General features: G+C 39.3%; 14 protein-coding genes. 6 read left to right on the forward strand and 8 right to left on the reverse strand.

The window, feature by feature from the left end; genetic code table 11:
- The first annotated feature begins 87 nt into the window (after nt 1–87).
- Nucleotides 88–279 carry a cold-shock protein gene (locus tag J0A69_RS07470; RefSeq protein WP_206585946.1) on the forward strand — a complete coding sequence of 64 codons (192 nt, stop codon included), beginning with the start codon at nt 88–90 and terminating at the stop codon, nt 277–279.
- Nucleotides 280–343: 64 nt separating this feature from the next.
- Here the strand turns inward: J0A69_RS07470 and J0A69_RS07475 are convergent, their stop codons facing one another.
- Nucleotides 344–2,857: a mechanosensitive ion channel family protein gene (locus tag J0A69_RS07475; protein WP_206585947.1), complete on the reverse strand. Its 2,514-nt coding sequence runs from the start codon at nt 2,855–2,857 to the stop codon at nt 344–346.
- A 227-nt stretch (nt 2,858–3,084) separates the two neighbouring features.
- Here J0A69_RS07475 and J0A69_RS07480 point away from each other — a divergent pair, with 227 nt between their 5' ends.
- The 3 genes from J0A69_RS07480 to J0A69_RS07490 all read left to right on the forward strand — a co-directional run bounded on the left by J0A69_RS07480 (nt 3,085) and on the right by J0A69_RS07490 (nt 6,603).
- Nucleotides 3,085–3,513, forward strand: a complete 429-nt coding sequence (locus J0A69_RS07480; protein WP_206585948.1) for an Hsp20/alpha crystallin family protein — start codon at nt 3,085–3,087, stop codon at nt 3,511–3,513.
- A 167-nt stretch (nt 3,514–3,680) separates the two neighbouring features.
- A complete protein-coding gene (locus J0A69_RS07485; protein ID WP_206585949.1) occupies nt 3,681–5,183 on the forward strand; it encodes a trypsin-like peptidase domain-containing protein in 1,503 nt (500 codons plus the stop codon).
- Between the two features lie 130 nt (nt 5,184–5,313).
- Complete coding sequence (locus J0A69_RS07490; RefSeq protein ID WP_206585950.1) at nt 5,314–6,603, forward strand: serine hydrolase domain-containing protein; 1,290 nt, start codon at nt 5,314–5,316, stop codon at nt 6,601–6,603.
- Between the two features lie 31 nt (nt 6,604–6,634).
- On the opposite strand, the gene J0A69_RS07495 is transcribed toward J0A69_RS07490, so the two are convergent.
- The 4 genes from J0A69_RS07495 to J0A69_RS07510 all read right to left on the reverse strand — a co-directional run bounded on the left by J0A69_RS07495 (nt 6,635) and on the right by J0A69_RS07510 (nt 14,004).
- A complete protein-coding gene (locus tag J0A69_RS07495; RefSeq protein ID WP_206585951.1) occupies nt 6,635–8,164 on the reverse strand; it encodes a SulP family inorganic anion transporter in 1,530 nt (509 codons plus the stop codon).
- A gap of 181 nt (nt 8,165–8,345) precedes the next feature.
- Entirely contained in the window at nt 8,346–11,480 is a 3,135-nt protein-coding gene (locus tag J0A69_RS07500; RefSeq protein WP_206585952.1) for a VPS10 domain-containing protein, read from the reverse strand.
- A 124-nt stretch (nt 11,481–11,604) separates the two neighbouring features.
- Entirely contained in the window at nt 11,605–13,038 is a 1,434-nt protein-coding gene (locus tag J0A69_RS07505) for a DUF6600 domain-containing protein (RefSeq protein WP_236032724.1), read from the reverse strand.
- Between the two features lie 456 nt (nt 13,039–13,494).
- Nucleotides 13,495–14,004: a heme-binding domain-containing protein gene (locus tag J0A69_RS07510; RefSeq protein WP_206585953.1), complete on the reverse strand. Its 510-nt coding sequence runs from the start codon at nt 14,002–14,004 to the stop codon at nt 13,495–13,497.
- A 146-nt stretch (nt 14,005–14,150) separates the two neighbouring features.
- On the opposite strand from J0A69_RS07510, the gene J0A69_RS07515 reads away from it, so the two are divergent.
- On the forward strand, nt 14,151–14,534 hold the full coding sequence (locus J0A69_RS07515; protein WP_206585954.1) for a hypothetical protein: 384 nt from the start codon (nt 14,151–14,153) through the stop codon (nt 14,532–14,534).
- 12 nt (nt 14,535–14,546) lie between these two features.
- Here J0A69_RS07515 and J0A69_RS07520 read toward each other — a convergent pair whose 3' ends face one another.
- Genes J0A69_RS07520 through J0A69_RS07530 form a run of 3 tightly spaced genes read right to left on the reverse strand, consistent with a single transcriptional unit; the run spans nt 14,547 to nt 19,447 of the window.
- Nucleotides 14,547–15,551, reverse strand: coding sequence for a Gfo/Idh/MocA family protein (locus tag J0A69_RS07520; RefSeq protein ID WP_206585955.1), 1,005 nt, complete (start codon nt 15,549–15,551; stop codon nt 14,547–14,549).
- A gap of 39 nt (nt 15,552–15,590) precedes the next feature.
- Nucleotides 15,591–17,030, reverse strand: a complete 1,440-nt coding sequence (locus J0A69_RS07525) for a DUF1501 domain-containing protein (protein WP_206585956.1) — start codon at nt 17,028–17,030, stop codon at nt 15,591–15,593.
- Nucleotides 17,031–17,035: 5 nt separating this feature from the next.
- The gene (locus tag J0A69_RS07530; RefSeq protein WP_206586901.1) at nt 17,036–19,447 is read right to left on the reverse strand and encodes a PSD1 and planctomycete cytochrome C domain-containing protein; all 2,412 of its coding nucleotides are present in this window, start codon (nt 19,445–19,447) and stop codon (nt 17,036–17,038) included.
- A 426-nt stretch (nt 19,448–19,873) separates the two neighbouring features.
- On the opposite strand from J0A69_RS07530, the gene J0A69_RS07535 reads away from it, so the two are divergent.
- A complete protein-coding gene (locus J0A69_RS07535; protein WP_206585957.1) occupies nt 19,874–20,464 on the forward strand; it encodes a DUF4136 domain-containing protein in 591 nt (196 codons plus the stop codon).
- The last annotated feature ends 162 nt before the right edge of the window (nt 20,465–20,626 follow it).

Here is a 20,626-nt window from a genome sequence, read left to right on the forward strand (position 1 = left end):
TCCTCAAATAAAAAATGATTATTTTGTTTTTTTTCAGGTAATATTTACATTTAGCGTACTTTCAATTACAATTTATCACAATTTATTATGTTTACCGGAACAGTAAAATTTTACAACGAAGCCAAGGGTTTCGGATTTATCGTTGATGACGAAACTCAAAGCGAAATCTTCGTTCATGCAACCGGGCTAGTCGACAAGGTTACTCAGAATGACAAAGTAACTTACGACGTCAAGGATGGCAAAAAAGGACCAAACGCAATTAACGTAAAAATCGCTTAATTGGCGGTTTTGAAATTATAGTGTTATTAAACCCCTGAGAACTTCACTCAGGGGATTTTTTGTTTTAGCTGTCTTGAGTTTGATCAGAAGATGGGTCCTGGCCTGGACCTGTGACTTTCTCTTTCCATCTCTCAGGCAAGCTCTTGATATAAAGATCTCTTTTTGGGAATGGAATTTCTATGTCATTTGAGCTGAACTCCTCAAAAATTGCGGTCATTACTTCGGATCTCATTTCGATCCAGATATCCATGCTTTCTACCCAAAATAGAACTCTAAAGTCAACGGAATTATCTCCAAAATTCTGCATGAAAACTTTTGGTTGAGGAGCTTTGAGTATTCGGTCTCTGGATAACACTCCCTCTATGATGGTTTTGACTTTTTTCATATCTGAGCCATATCCCACCCCGATTATCAATTCTATTCTTCTTCGTTTGTCTGATAAGGTCCAGTTAATCAAACTTTGGGAAAGAAGATCTCCATTTGGAATCACTACCTCAGAGCCATCATATGCCAAGATTTTGCTGGCTCGAATCCCAACTTCTTTAACTGTTCCTGAATTTGAGCCGACTTCAATTTCATCACCGATCTGAATTGGTCTTTCGAATGCTAGAATAATCCCAGAAACCAGGTTGTTGATAATCGTTTGCAGACCAAAACCAATACCTACCGATAAGGCACCCAATACGATAGCAATGCTGTCTAGCGGAATTTTGGCAGCGGTCGCTCCGATGAAAAAACCAAGAATTAAAACTCCCAAACGGATCAGCAAGACTGAGCTTCCCAATCTTTGTTTTCTGGAAAGAGCCGTTTTTTGGTCTTTCATCGAGGCAAAATAAGCTATGTTATTTGCCAGAAAAGCAGAGATAAATAAGATGATAATAAATAAAAGAATGCTTCCAAATTGGAACTGGGTATTTCCTAATGTTCTTTCAGTAAACAAGAAGTCTGAAAGCCAATCAAAGATGTGATCAAAGAATCCTAAGTGCCAGATCAGCCCATATGTCCAGATTCCTACTGCAAAGAAGATCAGGAATCCTCTCATTCTTTTTTGTAAATCCTGAAAGTCAAAGTAAGAGGTAAAACCATCTGTTTCGGCTTTACTTTGCTCCACTATTAGGTAAATAGCCTCCATGACCACTTGCACAAACAAATAAAGACCAACAGCTCGATAGAAATTGACAGCGCCGGCAACTGCATAGGTTTTTGATAAATTAAATCTGCCGATAACGTTCATTACTGTGCTGAACAATTCAATTGCAATCAGAAAGATTGCTGCAGCTTTTAAAAAGGTTGATCCATTGAAATTTTTGAGTCTTAGGTCTTTCAAAATCAGAACACCCATAATTACAAAACCAACAGAGCAAAGTAGAACCAGCCATCTTTCTTGATAGGCGATTTTCCATTGCAAACCACTGATGGCAATGACCAAATAAGGAGTCATGAAAATGAGCCAAAGCTTATAAAAAAACTTCCCAAACTGAGCTTTGATGATAAATGTGGAGGCGATTACCAAAATGAGGGAAAGGATCGAAACAAAGACTAATGGAGGCCGATGGTAGATTATCAGATAAAAAGGAATGATAAATATCAAAGAAGAAACAAAGGTGAACCTTCTAAAATACTTGACTCTGTCTAGGATCAAGGAAGCAAATTCTTTCTCGTTTGAGATTGCTTTGACGATCGATTTAAGTTTAAAATAAAGGCCAATAAACAGCAAAATTAGAACAATAGTCGTGGTAACATTCCTCTTCACATATAAGCTAAATAAGGAGATATTCAGTAAGGAGGATTCAGTAAACACGTCAGATACTAACCTTTTTTTCTCAAAAGAGGATGGCTCCCAAGGGTAATTGATTTCCTTCTCCCAAGACTTCTTTTCCAGAATATTTTGATTTAAAGCTAAAAACTGCTGCAGTTCCATTAAGGAAATAGCATTTTCACCAATTCTAGCCTGAAACTTAGCTAGGATGATTTCTTGACTCAAGAATGTACTATCAACGTTTTTGAGGTTTTTCCTCAAGGTGTTCAACTCTGCATTAATGACGGGAACAATCGTAGTGTCTCTCAAGGATAAATTGAAAAGGCTATCGTTTTTGATTTCCTCAAGGGTGTTCCCAACTTCATTTAAAGCATTGACCCTATTCTTTATTATTTTATCGTACTTATTGTTTTCCTCATTAATCGCAGTGATCAGGTTTTCGATCCCTTTTAAGTAACGTAGATTAATTACTTCTTTTTCTTCAATTGCTTTTTCTTGAATTTGTATTGCCAACTGACGGATTAAGGGGAGCTCTTTACTCATTTCTACCGTATCCAAGTCCTCGGATAATTTGAGTTTTATCTCATTCAGTTCTATGGCATGTTGCTGAGCTTTATTTATTACCCTATTTAAAAGTGTCCCTACATTTTCCTTTCTTTTTTTAACAACGGTGTCAACGGGGACAAACAAACTGTCTAAAAGATTCAGGGAAGATTCTGGTTGGGTAGCAGTGCTGTCTGCTTGGGAGGTAGCTTCCTGTGCGAAGACTTGAATTCCTAAAAACAGACAAAATAGACAAGTAAAAACTGTACGGTTCATGTATCTAAATTTCACTTTAATATAGGTATTTATTCATATTTCAGATTCAGGGAATTTTGCTGAAGTATGAAATTGAATAAATGGGACATCCTATTCAGGTCATAATGACAGTTTTTGATTGAATATTATCAGAATTTCTGACGGAATGACTGAAAAAAGCGATTGGAATAGATTTTTCTAATTATTGGGAAAACTGTAAAACTCAAAAACACTAAACCAATAGCAAAATGAAATTAGTTAGATTTAATCAAACCGAGCCGTATTTTCCAAATACCTTCAGTGGAATGCTTGACAAGTTTTTCAATGAAAATATGGGAACTCCTTTAAAGCATTTTAATCCTGCTGTAGATATTGCAGAGGATGAAAACTCCTACGAAATCCAACTTTCAGTACCAGGAGTACAGAAGAAGGATTTTAAAGTAGAATTGGTAGACGGAAAATTGACTATCTCTGGAGAGAGAAAAATGGAGGAGAAAAAAGAAGGCAAAAACTTCCATAGTGTAGAGACTCAATATGGCTCCTTTAGTAGATCCTTCTTTGTGCCAGAAGATATCAAAGTGGAGGAAGTGAATGCTGCCTACGAAGATGGGCTATTAAAAATCACCCTTCCAAAAAAAGAAAAGAAAGTAGTGAAAGCTGCTATTGAAGTAAAATAATTTAGAGAGCGGGGGAAACCTGCTCTTTATTTTTTTGTTTAATAAGGAAAGCCCTGTAAAAGCGGTTAATTCTTGTTAATTTGGATGAATAAGCTACAAACAAGCTATAATTTTTGGATCGATTTTCACGTCCAAACGTTGTGGAAGTAACTAAACAGAAAAACAATATGAGCAAAAAGCAATTCTTTATCGGAATTATACTTGCCTCCCTCATCGGAGGCATTGTCGCCTTGGCAGGCGTGGGCTTTTTGATACAGCCCCAAAATGCCAGTAGTTTTGACGAAAAACAACAAGCAAGTTTCGTCAATCTTCTTTCGGGAGAAGAATTTACAGTTCCCGATGGAATCAATTTCGTAGCGTCTGCAGAATTAGTCACCCCAGCAGTTGTACACATCACCAGTGAAATTTCTTTTTCACCGTCTCAAGGTAGAAGACAAAGAGATCCTTTACAGGAGTTTTTTGGACTTCCAATGCCAGATGGTGGAGAAAGCAGAAGGCCTCAAGGTGTAAGCTCTGGATCAGGAGTAATTATCTCACCAGATGGTTATATCGTCACAAATAATCACGTGGTAGAAAATGCCACTAAAGTGGATATTTCGCTAGATAATAATAAGCGCTTTGTCGCAAAAGTAGTTGGTACTGATCCGACCACAGATTTGGCTTTGTTAAAGATAGAAGCTGATGGTTTGCCGTTTGTGAAATTCGGTGATTCGGATAAAACAAATATCGGAGAATGGGTATTGGCAGTTGGAAATCCTTTCAACCTGAATTCTACAGTTACTGCTGGAATTATTTCTGCGAAAGCTAGAAACATCAATATTCTAAAAGATGAAAACGGAATGCAAGTTGAATCTTTCTTGCAAACTGATGCTGTTGTAAATCCAGGAAACTCTGGAGGAGCTTTGGTAAATCTTGCAGGAGAACTTATTGGTATCAATACAGCCATTGCTACTCAGACAGGTACTTTCAGTGGTTATTCGTTTGCAGTGCCAAGTACATTGGTGAAGAAAGTAATGGATGACTTGATGAAGTATGGTACTGTTCAAAGAGGACTTTTGGGTGTTACTATTCAAAGTGTAAGTCCAGAGCTAGCAGAATACTTAAATAAAGATTTTGGTGTTGACCAGGGTGTTTATGTAGCAGGAGTAAATGAAAATAGTGGTGGAGCAGAAGCAGGATTGAAAGAAGGAGATGTAATCATTGGAGTTGATGGAAAAGTAACAAATAATGTATCTAACCTTCAGGAATTAGTCGCTAGAAAAAGACCGGGTGATCAAGTGGAAGTTGAATACTTGAGAGAGGGTAAAACTTACAAAACTAAGGCTACGCTTAAGAACTTTGATGGAGATACTAAAATTATCAAGAAGGAAATCCCTAAAACTTATGAGTTTGGAGGAATGATCTTCGAGCAATTAAAAGAGCCATTGAAAGAAGCACTAAGAATTGATGGTGGTGCTATGATCGGTGTAGTTGGAGAATCTGAATGGAGAGAAGCAGGAGCCAGACCAGGCTTTATCATTACTTCCATTATCAGTGACGAAGGAAGAATCAGAATCAAAACTGTGGAGCAATTATTGGAAGTATTAAACGATAAATCCGGTGAGGAAATCGTTGTACTAGGTATGTTCCAAGATGGTACAGAATACTATTTTGAAGTAGAATTAGATTAATTGTTGATTGATTGTAGATTGAAACAGGCCGGCATTTCGCTGGCCTGTTTTTTTTATGTCTTTAGAAAAGTAAAAGGATGGGACTTTGAGTAGCTTTCCTTATTTTGATACCACAAATGCCCAAAACCTTATGAAACACACAACTCTCTTTTTTGCAAAACTCCTGATTTTGGTATTGATATCCAGCAATGCTTTTTCTCAGGTATCCAGTAATCTAACACCAATTGGCAAATTGCCACTTCCCGGGATTTCTCAAGCAAGAATTGATCGAATCGATCAAATGCTAGAGGAAACCGTGAGTTCAAACCAAGTTCCAGGTTTAGTAGCGATGATCGTAAAGGATGGAAAAATAGTATACCATTCCGCAAAAGGGCTGGCAGATGTTCCTTCAAATTCTGCCATGGCAAAAGATCAGATTTTTAGAATCGCTTCTCAATCCAAAGCAATAACTTCTACCGCTGTCATGATGCTTTGGGAGGAAGGAAAAATCGGGTTAGATGATCCTATTTCTCGCTATATCCCTGAATTTGCAAACCCACAGGTATTGACAAGATTCAGTTATGGAGACACTACTTATTCCACTCGTCCCGCATCAAGGGAAATTCGAATTCGTGATTTATTGACTCATACATCAGGTTTAGGTTATGGAGTTATCGATGGGAATGAGCAAATGAAGATGATTTATAACAAAGCTGGGATTGTAGATTTGTTTACAACCGAACCTGTAAAAATCAGCGACAATATAAAGAAGTTGGCAAAATTGCCTCTGCATCATGATCCTGGTTCAAAATACACCTACAGCGAAGGCTTGGATGTGATGGGATACTTAATTGAAATTGTATCAGGGATGCCTTTCGACCAATTTCTTAAAACCAGAATTTTTGATCCACTTGGCATGACAGATACTGGTTTTTACTTGAATGATTCTCAAGGGGAACGACTTGTCACTGTTCACAGAAAAGTAAACGGAGCCTGGGAATCTTATCCTGTCACTTTTTATGATCCCAATTATCCAAAGACAGGTGCAAAAACATTTTTCTCAGGTGGAGCAGGGCTATCTTCCACTGCTATGGATTATGCTAAATTCCTCCAAATGTACTTGAATGGGGGAACCTATAATGGCGTTAGGATTTTGAGTCCAACTACCATAAAAACCATTATGTCCAATCAGGTCGGAGACTTATTGGGCGACGGAGGAAAAGATTATGGACTTGCATTTGGACTTGTGGATGAGCAAGGTGTTGCTAAAGGAGGGTTAGGAAGTCTAGGAACCTTTGATTGGGGAGGATATTTCAATACCCAATATTTTGCAGATCCAGTGACTAAAACCATTGGAATCTTAATGAAACAAACACAAGGAGGTACTGGAGATCAGTCCTCTTGGAAGTTTAGGCAGATGGTTTTTTCAGCCATAGAATAAAAAAAGGGGAGCTAATTTTGCTCCCCTTTTTTTAGATTTTATCCACTGCCAATTTATAATTCGGATCCTCAATCACGTTGATGTCAATGAGGTTATCTGCATTGGCGAGCAGTTTTCTACAGTCCGGACTGAGATGTTTGAGGTGGACTTTCTTTCCTGCCTTCAGATATCTTTCTGTGATTTTATTTAAAGCTTCAATCGCTGACATATCCACAACGCGGCTTTCTGCAAAGTCAATGATCACTTCTGATGGATCATTTTGCACATCAAATTTTTCGGCAAAGGCAGTTGTGGACGCAAAAAAGAGAGGGCCGAACATTTCGTAATGTTTGACTCCGTTTTCATCAACAAACTTTCTTGCTCGGATTCTTTTTGCATTATCCCAAGCAAAGAATAAAGCCGCTAAAATGACTCCGACCAAAACTGCCAATGCAAGGTTGTGAAGGAAAGCTGTTACCAATGTTACCAAGACCATCAGAAAGACATCTGACTTCGGCATCTTATTCCAGGTTTTCAGACTTGCCCATTCAAATGTACCAATGGAAACCATGATCATTAAACCTGTCAGAGCTGCCATTGGAACTTGCTCGATCAGGCTAGATCCAAACATGATAAAAACAAGCAGCATCACAGAAGCAACAATCCCTGAAAGTCTTGCTCTTGCTCCTGAAGAGATGTTAATCAAGCTTTGACCGATCATAGCGCAACCACCCATTCCTGAGAAAACTCCGGAAAGCATATTTGCTATTCCTTGAGCAACGGCTTCTTTGTTTCCACGGCCTCTCGTTTCAGTGATTTCGTCAATGATATTCAAAGTCAATAAACTTTCAATCAAACCCACTCCAGCAACTATCGCTGCATAAGGAAAAATAATTTGTAAGGTTTCAAACGTCAAAGGAACTGCTGGAAGGTGGAAAGGAGGAAAGCCGCCTTTAATTGCAGCCATGTCGCCGACCGTTTTGGTGTCAATATTCAAAAAAGTAACCAAACCAAAAACTACCAAAATTGCTGTAAGAGAGGCAGGAACGACTTTGGTAAGTTTTGGAAGTCCCCAAATGATCAACATGGTTAATATCACTAGTCCAAGTAGTACATATAATGTGCTGCCAGTCAGCCAATTTCCAGTTGTGTCTTTAAATTGATCCAGTTGGGACATGAAAATGATGATCGCCAAACCGTTGACAAAGCCAAAAATAACCGGGTGAGGAACAAGCCTCATAAGTTTTCCCAGCCTCAACGTCCCTGCAGCTACTTGCAAAATCCCTGCTAATACGACTGCAGCAAAAACATATTCTACTCCATGTGTGGCTGCAAGTGAAACAATCACCACAGCTACAGCTCCAGTAGCTCCTGAGATCATTCCCGGTCTTCCTCCCAAAATAGAAGTAACCAAGCCCATCATAAAAGCCGCATAAAGTCCAGTCAATGGAGAAAGTCCTGCGATGAAGGCAAAAGCTACTGCTTCTGGAATCAAAGCCATGGCGACTGTCAATCCGGAAAGGACTTCGGTTTTGTAATCAACGCGCTGACTGAAATCAAATAAATTGAAGTACTTTTTCATTAGGTAGGTTTGAGTGGTTCTCGTAGGATTCCAATGCGGAAAAGAGAAAAGGTTTTTGAATCGAAGCGCAAAGATAGATAAAAAAGGCTAAACAGAATTTTATTTGGCAAAACTGCTGCCAATGGAAAAAATGAAAAAGGCCCAACTTCGGGTTCGTTGGGCCTTCAATTAAGCTTTTGGATTATTTTACAAACAGGATTCCAATTCCTGCTTCTTGTACCATTTTATTAAAACTTGGAATTTCTTCATTCAATAATTTATCCCCGATTGCTTTAAGTTGTTCCCATTCTTTTTCAAGTTCCGCTCTTCTATCTTTCGATCCTTTGTTGATTTTAGGGATAGAGCTCTCCGATTGGTTGATGAGGTACATGTAATTGGCAGTGAATTTATTTGGGAAATTCTCCACGTCATCATAAGCTTTAGACTTGCGCTGAATCATCGATTCATCCCATGATTTCAGCTTTTTCAGTAAATTCTGCCCTTCTGAATAAAGTGAAACATACTTTTCATTTTCCTTTATTTTATCCAAGAAACTCGAAAGCTGTTCCTGATATTCCATTTCTGTATTCACCATTTGATGCATTTGTGTAAGCGCTTGTTCCATGCTTAGCATGAACTCATGGTACTCCAGATAATCAGCCTCCGTGATTTCGTAAAGTGGATTTTTGGTGATGACCCCAATATTTTCAGCTGTTCCCAAATCAGAGCTAAGTGTCAGTTTGTATTCACCTGGTATCGCTTTATGTCCACCATACCCTGCTTCGATGTAAGCTCCTTCAACTCCTGGCATGGTCGGATAGCTCAAATTCCAAACGAATCTATTCATTCCTTTTTTTGCAGAAAGCACAGGTTCTGGGGAAGGTCCTCCGGCATAAGACTTGAAATCTTCGTCTTTTTTTGATGAGAAAGTTCGAACCAGATTTCCCTTTGAATCATGTATTTGCAGGGTTAATTCAGTCGAGTCAGTCATAGTTTCTGGTAGGTGATAATAGAGTACCATACCGCTGGCTGGATTTACTCCTGCAAAATCATCAGTTCCGTCAAAGTTGGCAATAGAACCATTCATCGGACTATACCAGTTGCCAAGAATCACTTCCTCTGGTGTGTAAAGAGTAGGCTTCTCTACCTTTTCTTTCATTTCTCTGACAAAATTCAGATCATCTAAAATCCAGAAAGAACGACCTGCTGTGGCTACAATTAAATCACTATGAGCTATCATTAAATCGTTGATAGGAGTGACGGGGAGGTTCAATTGGAAAGTTTTCCAGTTTTTACCGCCGTTTCTAGAAATATAAAGTCCTGTCTCGGTACCTGTGAATAATAGATCTTTTACTTTTTCATCCTCGCGGATCACTCTCGTAAATGCTCCATATGGGATGCCTGCGCTGATATTTGTCCAGGACTTACCATAATCTGTCGTCTTGTAGATTCCAGGTGTTTTGTCATCAAACTTGTACCTCGTTGTGGCAATATAGACTGTGGCTGCATCATGAGGGGAAACTTCAATTGCGTTTATCAAACATTCCTCTAATCCTTTTGGAGTAACATTTTCCCAAGTTTTACCACCGTTTTTTGTCAAATGAACCAAGCCATCGTCTGATCCAGTCCAGATTACTCCTTTTTCATGCTGAGACTCTTTTACGTAAGCAAGTGTACCGTAATTCTCTGCACCTACCGCTTCATTAGTGTAAGGGCCACCGCCATTTCCTTGCTTTTCATCAATATTTCTGGTTAAATCCGGTGAAATAACCTCCCAACTATTGCCCATGTCTTGTGTCTTGAGCAAGTACTGTGAACCATGGTAATAGGTATTTGGCTCATGCTGGGACCAAATGATAGGAGCGTTCCAATTGAAAAGATATTTCATATCACGAGCTTCCCTTCCTAAATATTGAATAGGCTCGATCATGATATTGGTACTGCCATTGGATTTCATGTCCAATACCTCAATCGTTCCCAAATACGAACCTCCCAAAACATACCTAGGGTCATCTGGGTCAAAGGCCAAAAATGCACTTTCTCCTCCAGCGGAGTAGTTCCAATGCACTTCTGTGATTCCTCCTCTTCCCAAAGCAATGCTGTTGATAACAACCGAGGTATTATCCTGCTGACCGCCGTATACTCTATAAGGGAACTGATTGTCCACATTCACTCGGTAAAACTGAGCGGTCGGCATGTTTTCTTGGGTTGACCAAGTTTCTCCTCGGTTAAAAGTGATAGCTGCTCCTCCGTCATCGGCAAGGACCATGTTTTTTGAGTTTTTGGGATTGATCCAAAGGTCATGATAGTCACCATGGGCGCTTGGGAGAGTTTCCCAAGTTTTGCCACCGTCAATTGATCTAAGAGAAGGAGCACTCATGACGTAGACCGTATGCTCATCATTGGGATCAGCAAAAACTTCGATGTAATACCAAGCTCGCTGCACCAATCTATTGTCGCCGCTTGCCATGCTCCAGCTTTCTCCTGCATTATCGGAAACAAATAATCCGCCTAGATCCTTGTCGGTGTCCGATTCAATTAATGCATAAACTTTGTCGGAATTTGCTCGGGAAACAGAAATAGCCATTTTACCTTTTTCTTCTGGCAATCCTTTATGGATTTTGTTCCAGGTCTTTCCTGCGTCTTTGGACTTGTAAAGTCCACTTCCAGGCCCGCCGCTGATTACTTTCCAAGGAACTCGTTGATGCTCCCACATAGCGGCATAGAGGATTTCCGGATAATTCATATCCATGGATAATTCAGAAGCTCCGGTTTTTTCATCAACATAAAGAACTAATTCCCAAGAAGCTCCACCATCAGTTGACTTGTAGACTCCTCTTTCTGGATTTGGTGCATGCAAAGCTCCTTGAGCTGCTACATAGACGATGTCTGGGTTGGTCGGATGAATCTGTATTCTGGAGATATGCTGGGTTTTTTCCAATCCCATCTTTTTCCAGGTTTTTCCTGCATCGGTGGATTTATAAACTCCATCTCCATGAGAAGTCATAACTCCCCTAGGGGCATGTTCTCCCATTCCTACATAAACGATGTTTTGGTTGCTTTCTGAAACAGCGATGGCACCGACCGAAGAGGTCGTAAAGAAGCCATCTGAGATATTTTCCCAGCGTTGCCCTGCGTCAGTTGTTTTCCAGATTCCTCCACCAGTATTTCCCATATAGTAGGTTAGTGGATCATTGACCACACCGGTAGCAGTTACAGATCTTCCTCCTCTAAATGGACCGATATTTCTAAATTTTAGCGGAAGGGTGCTTTGTTTTTCTTGCGAATAGCCAAAAAAGCTAATTGCAAGAAGCAGTATAGTAAAGAATTGCTTCATAATTGGGTAAGTGGTTTTGATAAAAATACTCAAAAAATCCAATTCTATTTTGAATACCCAATCCGCAAAAAAAAACAGCAAGACAACTAATTGCCCTGCTGTTTGATGAATGATTTTAAATCTATTAATTATTTCCTCTGGTTCTTGATGTACTTCTCTGAGTTGTTCCAGAAGAAGATTTTCTAGAAGTAGGAGTGCTTGTCCTCGCTGGAGCAGATTTTGAACTTGTTCTGCTTTGGCTTGAACCAGAAGATCTTACAGTTGGAGCACTTTTGGTTCTCGCTGCACTAGGAGTTCTGCTTTGCTGAGTCCTTGTTGTAGGTTGAGAAGTTCTTGCTCCGGTGGATCTTTCATTGTTTGACCTCACAGTTGGAGACTGTTGAGTTCTGGATCCATTCTGAGGTCTACTCTCTTGAGTTCTTGTAGTCGGTGCAGAAGTTCTAGCGCCTCCAGACCTTTCAGTAGATTGTCTTGTAGCCGGCGAACTTTGGGTTCTTGGGCTAGCTGACTGAGGTCTAGTCTCTCTATTTCTAGTAGAAGGACTTGTTGGAGAAGTTCTGTTTCCCTCATAAGGCTTTGTCTCAAATGAACCACCCCTTTGCGAAGGTGTTGCAGATCGACTTGGGCTGGAATTTCTATTACCATTTTCAGTTCCTCTAGTTGTTGGACTAGCAGATCTACTTCCTGAAGAAATACCTTCTCTTGCACTTCTGGAAGGAGAGCTTGAGTAAGTATCTCTAGACTGAGATCTTGCAGTTCTAGCTTGATCAGAAGTCATGGACCTACTTGGTCTAGCCTCTACAGTTCTACCTCTGGATGCTGTCAAGTCAGGTCTATAGATCTCCAAACCATTTCTGGATACTGCAGCTCTTCCTGGTTTATTGCTTCCTCTCACAGAGTATACTGGTACATTTTGTCTTGTTACTCTTTCTACTTCTCTTCTGTTTGGACCAGCTACATACCTGTTATTATTGTACACAACTGTATTATTGATTACAGTCGTATTATTATAGATTCTAATCTTGGTTTTACGTGGCGCATAGTATCTGTAAGCATACTGATGGTAGATTCTATGACTTGGTAAGAATACCCAGTGGAAACTTGGAATATTCACTCTTACACTGATAGAAACTCCAGGTCCTAATGGAGCCCAGCCGTAATATCCTCCACCTGTTCTCCAATTTACCCAAGCAGGTCCCCAATCATAACCAGGAATCCATGCCCAGCTTTGGTAGAAGTCATCAAAATACCATCTACCGTAGTGAAAAGGTGCCCAACCCCAGTCGTAATAAGAAACCCAAGTATTACCATATTCTGTCATGACCCAATGGCCATTGGTTCCATAAGGGTGAAAATCTTGGTTTACTGCAGGTAGCCAGATGTATCCATAGTTGGCATCTTTCACCCAGTCGCCATAAGGCATCAATTCATCGTAGAAAACCTGAAATGACACCCCGTAAGGAGTTTCAGCTAATGATTGCTTAGGAGCGAATAAGCTGAATGCGAACACAAGTACCAGAGTACTTGCCAATCCTAATTTTAAGTTTTTCTGTTTCATTGCTTTGCGGTTTAGTTTGTGAATAAGGTGTCAGTTGGTTTTTTAGAGAATTTGGTGCGATTTAATTTTTCATAGGCTTCTATTTAGGTAGATGCATTTTTTTGTAAAAAGGATGCATGCATACTAAAACCAAAATCATTCCAAATTTTCATCTTACATAAAATAAATCAGATTTAGATTCACAAACGGAAGAAAAAGAAAGGAAGTTTAATGTTAATTCTTAAAGTTATCTTAAAAATGAAAATGTAAAAACATGACTTTAATAAAAAAATGAATTAACTTAAATTCTATGGTTCTATTTTTTTAATTAATTAAGGGAGTTCAATTCTGATTATTTTATTTAAGTACTCCTTTTAAAAACTATAAAACTGTGAATTCATTATGTAGTACTTCAAAAAAAATTATTTAAAAAAAAGCCATAAAAATTAATTTATGGCTTCAGGTCGTTGAATTTTGTTATTCTGATGGGGGAGGAGTTCTTCTTTTCATGACAAGGCTATCTGCAGGATAAGTCGCTTTCAGCATGGCCATTTGATCTTTTGCCCAGTTAATCAAAATTTCTCTTTCCTCATCTGTCATATTAGCTTCAGCATGTAGTCCAAGATAAGTGTAGGAGGGCAGCGGCATCTCCTTTTCTTCCACCATTTCTATGGTTTCTTCGAGCTTATGGTTTTGGTAAGCTAAAGGCCTATTGATGAATTCAGAAAAATTCAAATGTCTTTTTCCGTCTGTAATGTGATGGTTTAACCAATATCCTATTGGCTCAATATTGCTATACCAAGGATACCTAGTTGTGTTGCTGTGGCAATCATTACAGGCATTTTTCAAAATCATATTTACATTTTCTGGAATGTCATAAGACTTCGAAATATGATAGGTGTCCTCTCCACTAAGGTTTTTTTCGTAGGGGATAAATTGAATTGCCACTAGTAAAACTAAAATGGCGATAGAAATTTTCTTGATCATGGGGCTGGGTTTTGGATGAACAATTGAATATAAAATTTTTTTGGCTATCTAATTCTTAAAAATCGCTTAAGTCAGGCTGCCCTTTTTGACTGGTTTTTAGCCCTTTGGTTTAATTCTTGACGTATAAATGGGGTAAATCACATAAAATGCTACTGGTTTTTACATCCCAAGAGTTAGAGAAACTCGTAAAAAAGTTTTCTTCGAAAAGTCCCGAGATTCAATTTCTTGGCGAGAATAGAATAAAACTGAAAATGTCAGGAGTGAAAATCACTTTGTTTTTGAATGAAGTTTCGCCTCGGCAGGTTTCCTTTGTTTATAAAATGGGGGCTATTGTCAATTTTCTGGCAGAAAAATTCATAAAACTGGATAAGCCTGGGATCTTTTGGAATAAGGAGTCATCACTTATCCTGATCGACTTGGACCATATGGATTTAAAAGGACCTCTTCAAGATTTTTACATTCGCCAATTAATATTTGATGAAAAGAAAATGATTCTTGAATTCGATATGAAAGAGGAATCTGAAACCTGAACAGACTAAAACTTAAGCGATTCTATTTTTGGTCAATTCATCCATAACCCAATTGGTTCTTGCCGCTGATTTACCGGTACTGGCACTTTCTGATTGCCCGAGCAAATCTTCCACAATTCCATTGATAAGCGGCTCTTGAATGTGCTTTGGTAAATTGAACTCCAATTTTTCTATTCCTTTATTGTCCTGCTCCAAAGTGAATTCTCCTTTTCCAAAAGTCTCAAACCGGATTGTGCCCTTATTTCCATAAATACTTACTTCATCAATTTCGGAGCTCTCAGCGCTGGTAAAGCACCAATTCCCAGTTCCTAATACGCCGCTTTCAAACGCAAAACTTCCTGTCACGATATCTTCAGCGTTATAGGCTTTCCCCTGATTCGAAGAGAAACCAGTTGCTTGGGTGATTTTTCCGAAAAAGAAATCTAATAAGTCGAGCTGGTGGGAAGCTAAATCAAAAAAGTATCCTCCTCCGGCAATTTCAGGATTTACTCTCCAGTTGTTATCTAGATTGGCAACAATGCTAGGCTTTAAAACTTGTTTAAGATTGATATGGACAGTTCGGATTTCACCTATGATTCCCTGGTCGATTAATTCCTTGATTTTCAGAAAATGGGGAAGCGCCCGTCTATAATAAGCCACATAAAGTGGTACATTTTTCTCTTCACAGACAGCAATCATTTCAAGACATTCCTGATAAGTTCTTGCCATTGGTTTTTCGACATAGACAGGTTTACCTGCCGATGCAGCAAGCTTGGTCAATTCCAAATGTGCATTTGGAGGAGTAGCAATATAGATGGCATTGACTTCCGGATCATTGATTAACTCCTGAGCGTCAGTGTACCATTTGGAAACACCATGTCTAGTTGCATAATCCACTACCTTTTCTTCATTGCGTCTCATGACTGCCACTAGTTTGCTGTTAGGGACTAGTTTCATGGCTGGAGCTGATTTCACTTCACACACATTTCCTACTCCCAGGACTCCCCAGCGAACTTCTGTATCTTGAATTTTTTTCATTGTTTTTATTTAACCTTTCGGAAAAAATCTGGCTTTGATCTAAGCTTTAGGGTTTTCATTCAGCAACCCAAACTCCACTTTTCCATGTCCATCAGGTGTGGTGTAAAATGGTCTTTTTTCAATTTCATAATTTGTATCAGGAGCAATTCCCAAAGCATGATAAATCGTCTGGTGAATGCTGTCAATTTTGATAGGGTTTTCGATAGTCTTGCATGGTCTTTCATCAGCGGTTTTTCCGAAAACATGTCCTTTTTTGACTCCTCCTCCAAACATTAATATGGAGCAACCATCTGTAAAATGACGGTGCATTCCGTAGTTTTTCATGTCCTCAATCACATCTGGAACCACTACTTGGTCTTTCACTTTTAGATCAGGGCGGCCTTCAGTCAGCATATCTCTGCTGAATTCACTTGCCACAAGCACCAAGGTACGATCTAATCTTCCGCTTTCATCCAGATCACTGATTAATTGCGCGATGGGAGAATCGATCATTTTTTTCATGTCCTTTAGCCGAGTGTGTCCATTGTCATGCGTATCCCAACCAAAAAACGGTTCGTATTCAGTAGTCACAGTTATGTATCTCGCACCTTGGTCAACCAACCTTCTGGCAAGTAGGCAGCCTAAACCGAATTTGCTGGTGTTATACTTATAGTAGCTGCTCTTAGGTTCCAAACTGAGGTCAAAAGCCTTCGCTTCTGGGGAATTCAGCAAGATATAAGCTTGCTCCATGGATCTTTTAAGGGATTCTTTTTGATAATCACTTCCAAACTCTCCCATAGGTCCGGCAGCGATTAACTCTTCGTAAAGTTTGTTTCTGGATTCAAAGCGTTTGGTGGACATACCAACCGGCGGACGGACACTATCAAGTCCTGAGGTAGGGTCAGGAATTAAAAATGGTCCATGTTCACTTCCCAAAAATCCAGCATTGTGGAAGGCTTTCAATTCCTCACCTTCACCCACAGTGAATCGTTGACCTATATTAATAAAGGAAGGAATAACTGGATTTAGAGGGCCTTTTTCTTTTGAAATCCATGAGCCTAAATGTGGAACGACCACTGATTGCGGAGGTTCATAACAGGTGTGAAAATGATATTGATGCCGTGTATGAAGAATATGTCCCAAATCCGCAGCGATATAGGATCGGATCAAGGTTCCCTTGTCCATTACCTTCCCGATGGATTCCAGCCCTTCAGAAAAATGAATGCCATCCAAAGCTGTGGGGACACTGGGGAAAGTACTTAAAACCTCTTTGGACTCCATTCCTTTTCTAAAGGGAGTGTATTTCTTAGGATCAAAGGTTTCGGTATGGGCCATACCGCCAGCCATAAATAACAAGATTACAGAATCAGCAGTCGATTGAATTCTGCTTGTGCCACATGAACTCAAGAGGCTGGCAAAAGGAGCTCCTGCGGCCATGGTTGCCAAAGCAGCTCCACTTGTTTTCTTCAAAAACTCTCTTCTGTTAAATCCTTTTTTCATGGCATTTAGTAAATGAGTTGAAATTCCGGTAGAAGAATTACTGCCCAAATAAAATCCTGGATCTGATCAGGCTCAGGAGATTCCCCAAGTGCAGCTTTTGCGACTGCTAGCTCTTTTTCCAATGGCTTCCTGTTCAAAGCACTCATATATAAAGCTTCAGTCAGGGATTCAGTATTCTGGTAATTTGATTTCCAGTTTTTTGCTCCGCCGATTAAGGCTGAGTCAAGCTTGGTACCATTGGTGAGCTCCAAAGCCTGTAGTAAACTTGCCTGAGAATCTCTACTCGTAGAAACAATTTCTCTATTGGGTCTCCCCAAAGCAGTTAGAAAACTATTGTTGGCAACTAGGGATGCTCTTACAAAACCAACCTGTGATGATTGCTTCCGGTTCAATTCCTCTGGATTGTATTTTAGATCCTGATCAGTAAACAATGGAAAAACCATTTGACTGACTGCATCAGAAAACTGTTCCGCGGTTAGCCGCTTTCTGACCATTCCTTTAAACTGATAATCTTCTGCTAAAATCAAATCCGGGCTTGGATAACTGATGGATTCAGCTTGATAGATTTTGGAAGTTCCGATGAGGTAAATCAAGTTTTTCAGATCATATCCACTTGCCACAAATTCAGTGGCCAACCAATCCAAAAGATCCTGACTCCAAGGCTCATTGTCCATTTCATCAACGGGTTCCACCATTCCTCTGCCCATCATCTGCTTCCAAATTCTGTTGACTATAGTTCGGTACATTCTTCCATTTGCCGGCTGAACGAGCGTTTCTGCGAGTTGCTTGAGTTTTTCTGATCTAGATGCAGCAGAGTCAATTTCCCCCAATTCCTCCCAGAGGATTTTGGTTTTTGCCATTTTACCAGTGGGCTGTTCACAACGGCTGACCTCCAAAGTAGAGTCAGCAAAAATATTGGCAAAAGCATAGGACTCTTCCAGTTTCCAATCGGAAATAAAACTATCATGGCAGGATGCGCATTTTAGGTTGAGTCCAAGAATCACCTGTGCTACATTTTGGGCTGCCTGCATCTCTGTCCTTTGACTGGCATTAACTGTTCCCCTCCAGCGGATTCCTTCAATAAATCCTTTTGACTTTTCGTCTGGATTCAAGAGCTCTTTAACAAATTGATCATAGGGCTTGTTGCTTTCTAGAGATTTGTAAAGCCAGTCGGTGATATTGAATCTGCCATTAGTGATATAGCCTGTTCCCGTGTAATCATTTCTCAAGGCATCGTTCCAAAAGGTAAGCCAATGGGTTGCATAATCCTGATCACGATCCAATAGCTCTTGGAGCCAAATCGTTCTTTTATTTTCTCTTGGATCTTCTAAAAACTCATTCAAATCCTCAGGTGAAGGAATAAGACCAATTATATCTAAATAGATTCTTCTTAAATAGGTACGATCGTCAATTTGCTCGTTCCACTCCAGGCCGTTTTTCTCGAAATAATCATTAACCCAAAGGTCGATGGGATTGGACAATCCATTTTTCGGGTTTGGTAAATTAGGCCGTCTGGGAGCCAATTCTGCTACTCGGTAAATACTTTGCTGGGGAGCATTATCAGGCCAAGGTGCACCTTTCTCAATCCACAAAGCCAGTAACTCTTTTTCTTGCTTGCTCAAAGGTTGGCCTTTGGAGGGCATGACATCTTTGTGTCCTTTCTTTAGATTAATCCTTCGGATCAATTCGCTTTCCGAAGGATTTCCCGGAATAATAACAGGACCGTTTTCGCCACCCTCAAATGCAAAAGCTTTTTCATCCAGCCTCAGTTCTCCTTCTATTTTTGCTCCGCTATGGCATTTATAGCAATTATGTGCCAATACCATTCTCACTTCCCCGATCAGTTTCATTTCCCTTTCCGGATTTAATTCTGATTTGTAAAGCGCCAGGTTAATCGGAGTTTTTTCAATTTCTGATTGTTCCTGATTCCAGGGTAAAGTTTCTGTTAAAAAATCCTCTCCATGAGTTAGTGATCCTCCTAAATGCCCTGTAAGGGATACTCCAATGGCAGCCAAAAACAGAACGCTCCTAAAGACAAGAATTCGGGTTTTTTGATTGTTTTTTGATACTCTAAATAAAGCAAAGAGTAAAAGAGCGGAAAGGAAAGCTGTAGCAATTCCAAGCTGTTGATGCAGATCTAAGGTTGATCCGGAAGTTCCTTGTTCTTGGGCTAGCTGATAGCCAAATGCAGCAGATATTATGGCACTTAATGAGCCGATCAATACCAAAAGAGAAATGCCTGCTCTGTATTTTGATTGAAAATTTCGAAGGGAAATTAATTCCAGGAGGGCAGCAATAATCAGCAAGGAAATGGGAAAGTGCACAATCAGGGGATGAAGTCTTCCCAGAAAATCCCATAACCAAAAACTAGTGGATGTATTTTCAATTTCTTGTGCAAAAACAAGCGTCAGGCCCATCGTAAAAGCGAAGGGGAGTAATATAATAATCCTTTTGAATGCCTGAATTGAAATCATGATCACTGAATCTGATCAAAAAATAAGGGATTTGCTAAATTTAGCTATCCTGATTCAAGCTTCTTTTGATAAATGGCTTCAATTATTTTTTCCAGTTTCGCTCCGATATTAAGAAATCGATTTTTTAGCTTCTCCAATTGGTATGGATTTTACTTTTTGAGAAACTCATGAAATTTTCAATATTGATTCTGGCATCCTATTGGCACTTTATATAACCTATTCAGCCATAGGCAGAATATTCCGACAGATAAATCAGTTCGGAAATGTTTTTTGATTTAGTATGATTTATTGCTAGACAAAAGTGAGGCTCCCATAGGAGTTACTTCTGTTTGTGGTTTTACATGATTGTTGAACTAAAACTAAAGAACCATGAAAAACCGATTAAATATTTTATTGATTTCCATTATTTCATTTGCCGCATTTAGTTGCGCTCCTTCAGGAATGAAGGTTGTGACGCAGGAAAAAGAATCCGCAGAGGTCTCAGATTACCATACTTACAATTGGGTTTTTGAGGATGCTATGATTCCCGATGAGAAAATGATTGTGGCTTCAGATGGGATTTTGGTCTTTAATAATCAATCCGATAGAAAGAAAATCAAAGACGCAATTGAACTTCAAATGAAGGCTAGAGGCTTTGAAAAGGATATTTTGAACCCAGATATGTTGGTAGACTTCTCAGTTTTAGAAGAAGATACTGAACTGAGAAAATTCGTATTGACTAATGGGCAAGATTACCTTGGATATGGTCCTAGATCTGAAACAACTGAAATGGTACCAGTAGATGCAGGAACTGTAATTATCAATTTCCTCGATGCTGAAAGCGGAAATCAAGTATGGCAAGGATTTGCTTCAGGAACTCTTGAAGAAAAAGATATGAAGAGTTTAAGTACTATTCAGAATAAAGTAGGAGCCATCTTTGAAGACTTTAATTTCGATCAATTTGGAACAAGTCAAGAATAATATTTAAAAAAAATATTCTTAAAAGAAGAGGAGTTGCATTCATTTGCAACTCCTTTTTTATTTGATATAAATAATATCTCCTGTAGAAACTTTTTCCCAATCTGTTACTATTTTTAGACGGGGCATTAATTTGTAATGAATTGAAATTCAATTAGATAATTG

It is taken from the genome of Algoriphagus pacificus (assembly GCF_017254845.1).
Classification (GTDB): domain Bacteria; phylum Bacteroidota; class Bacteroidia; order Cytophagales; family Cyclobacteriaceae; genus Algoriphagus; species Algoriphagus pacificus.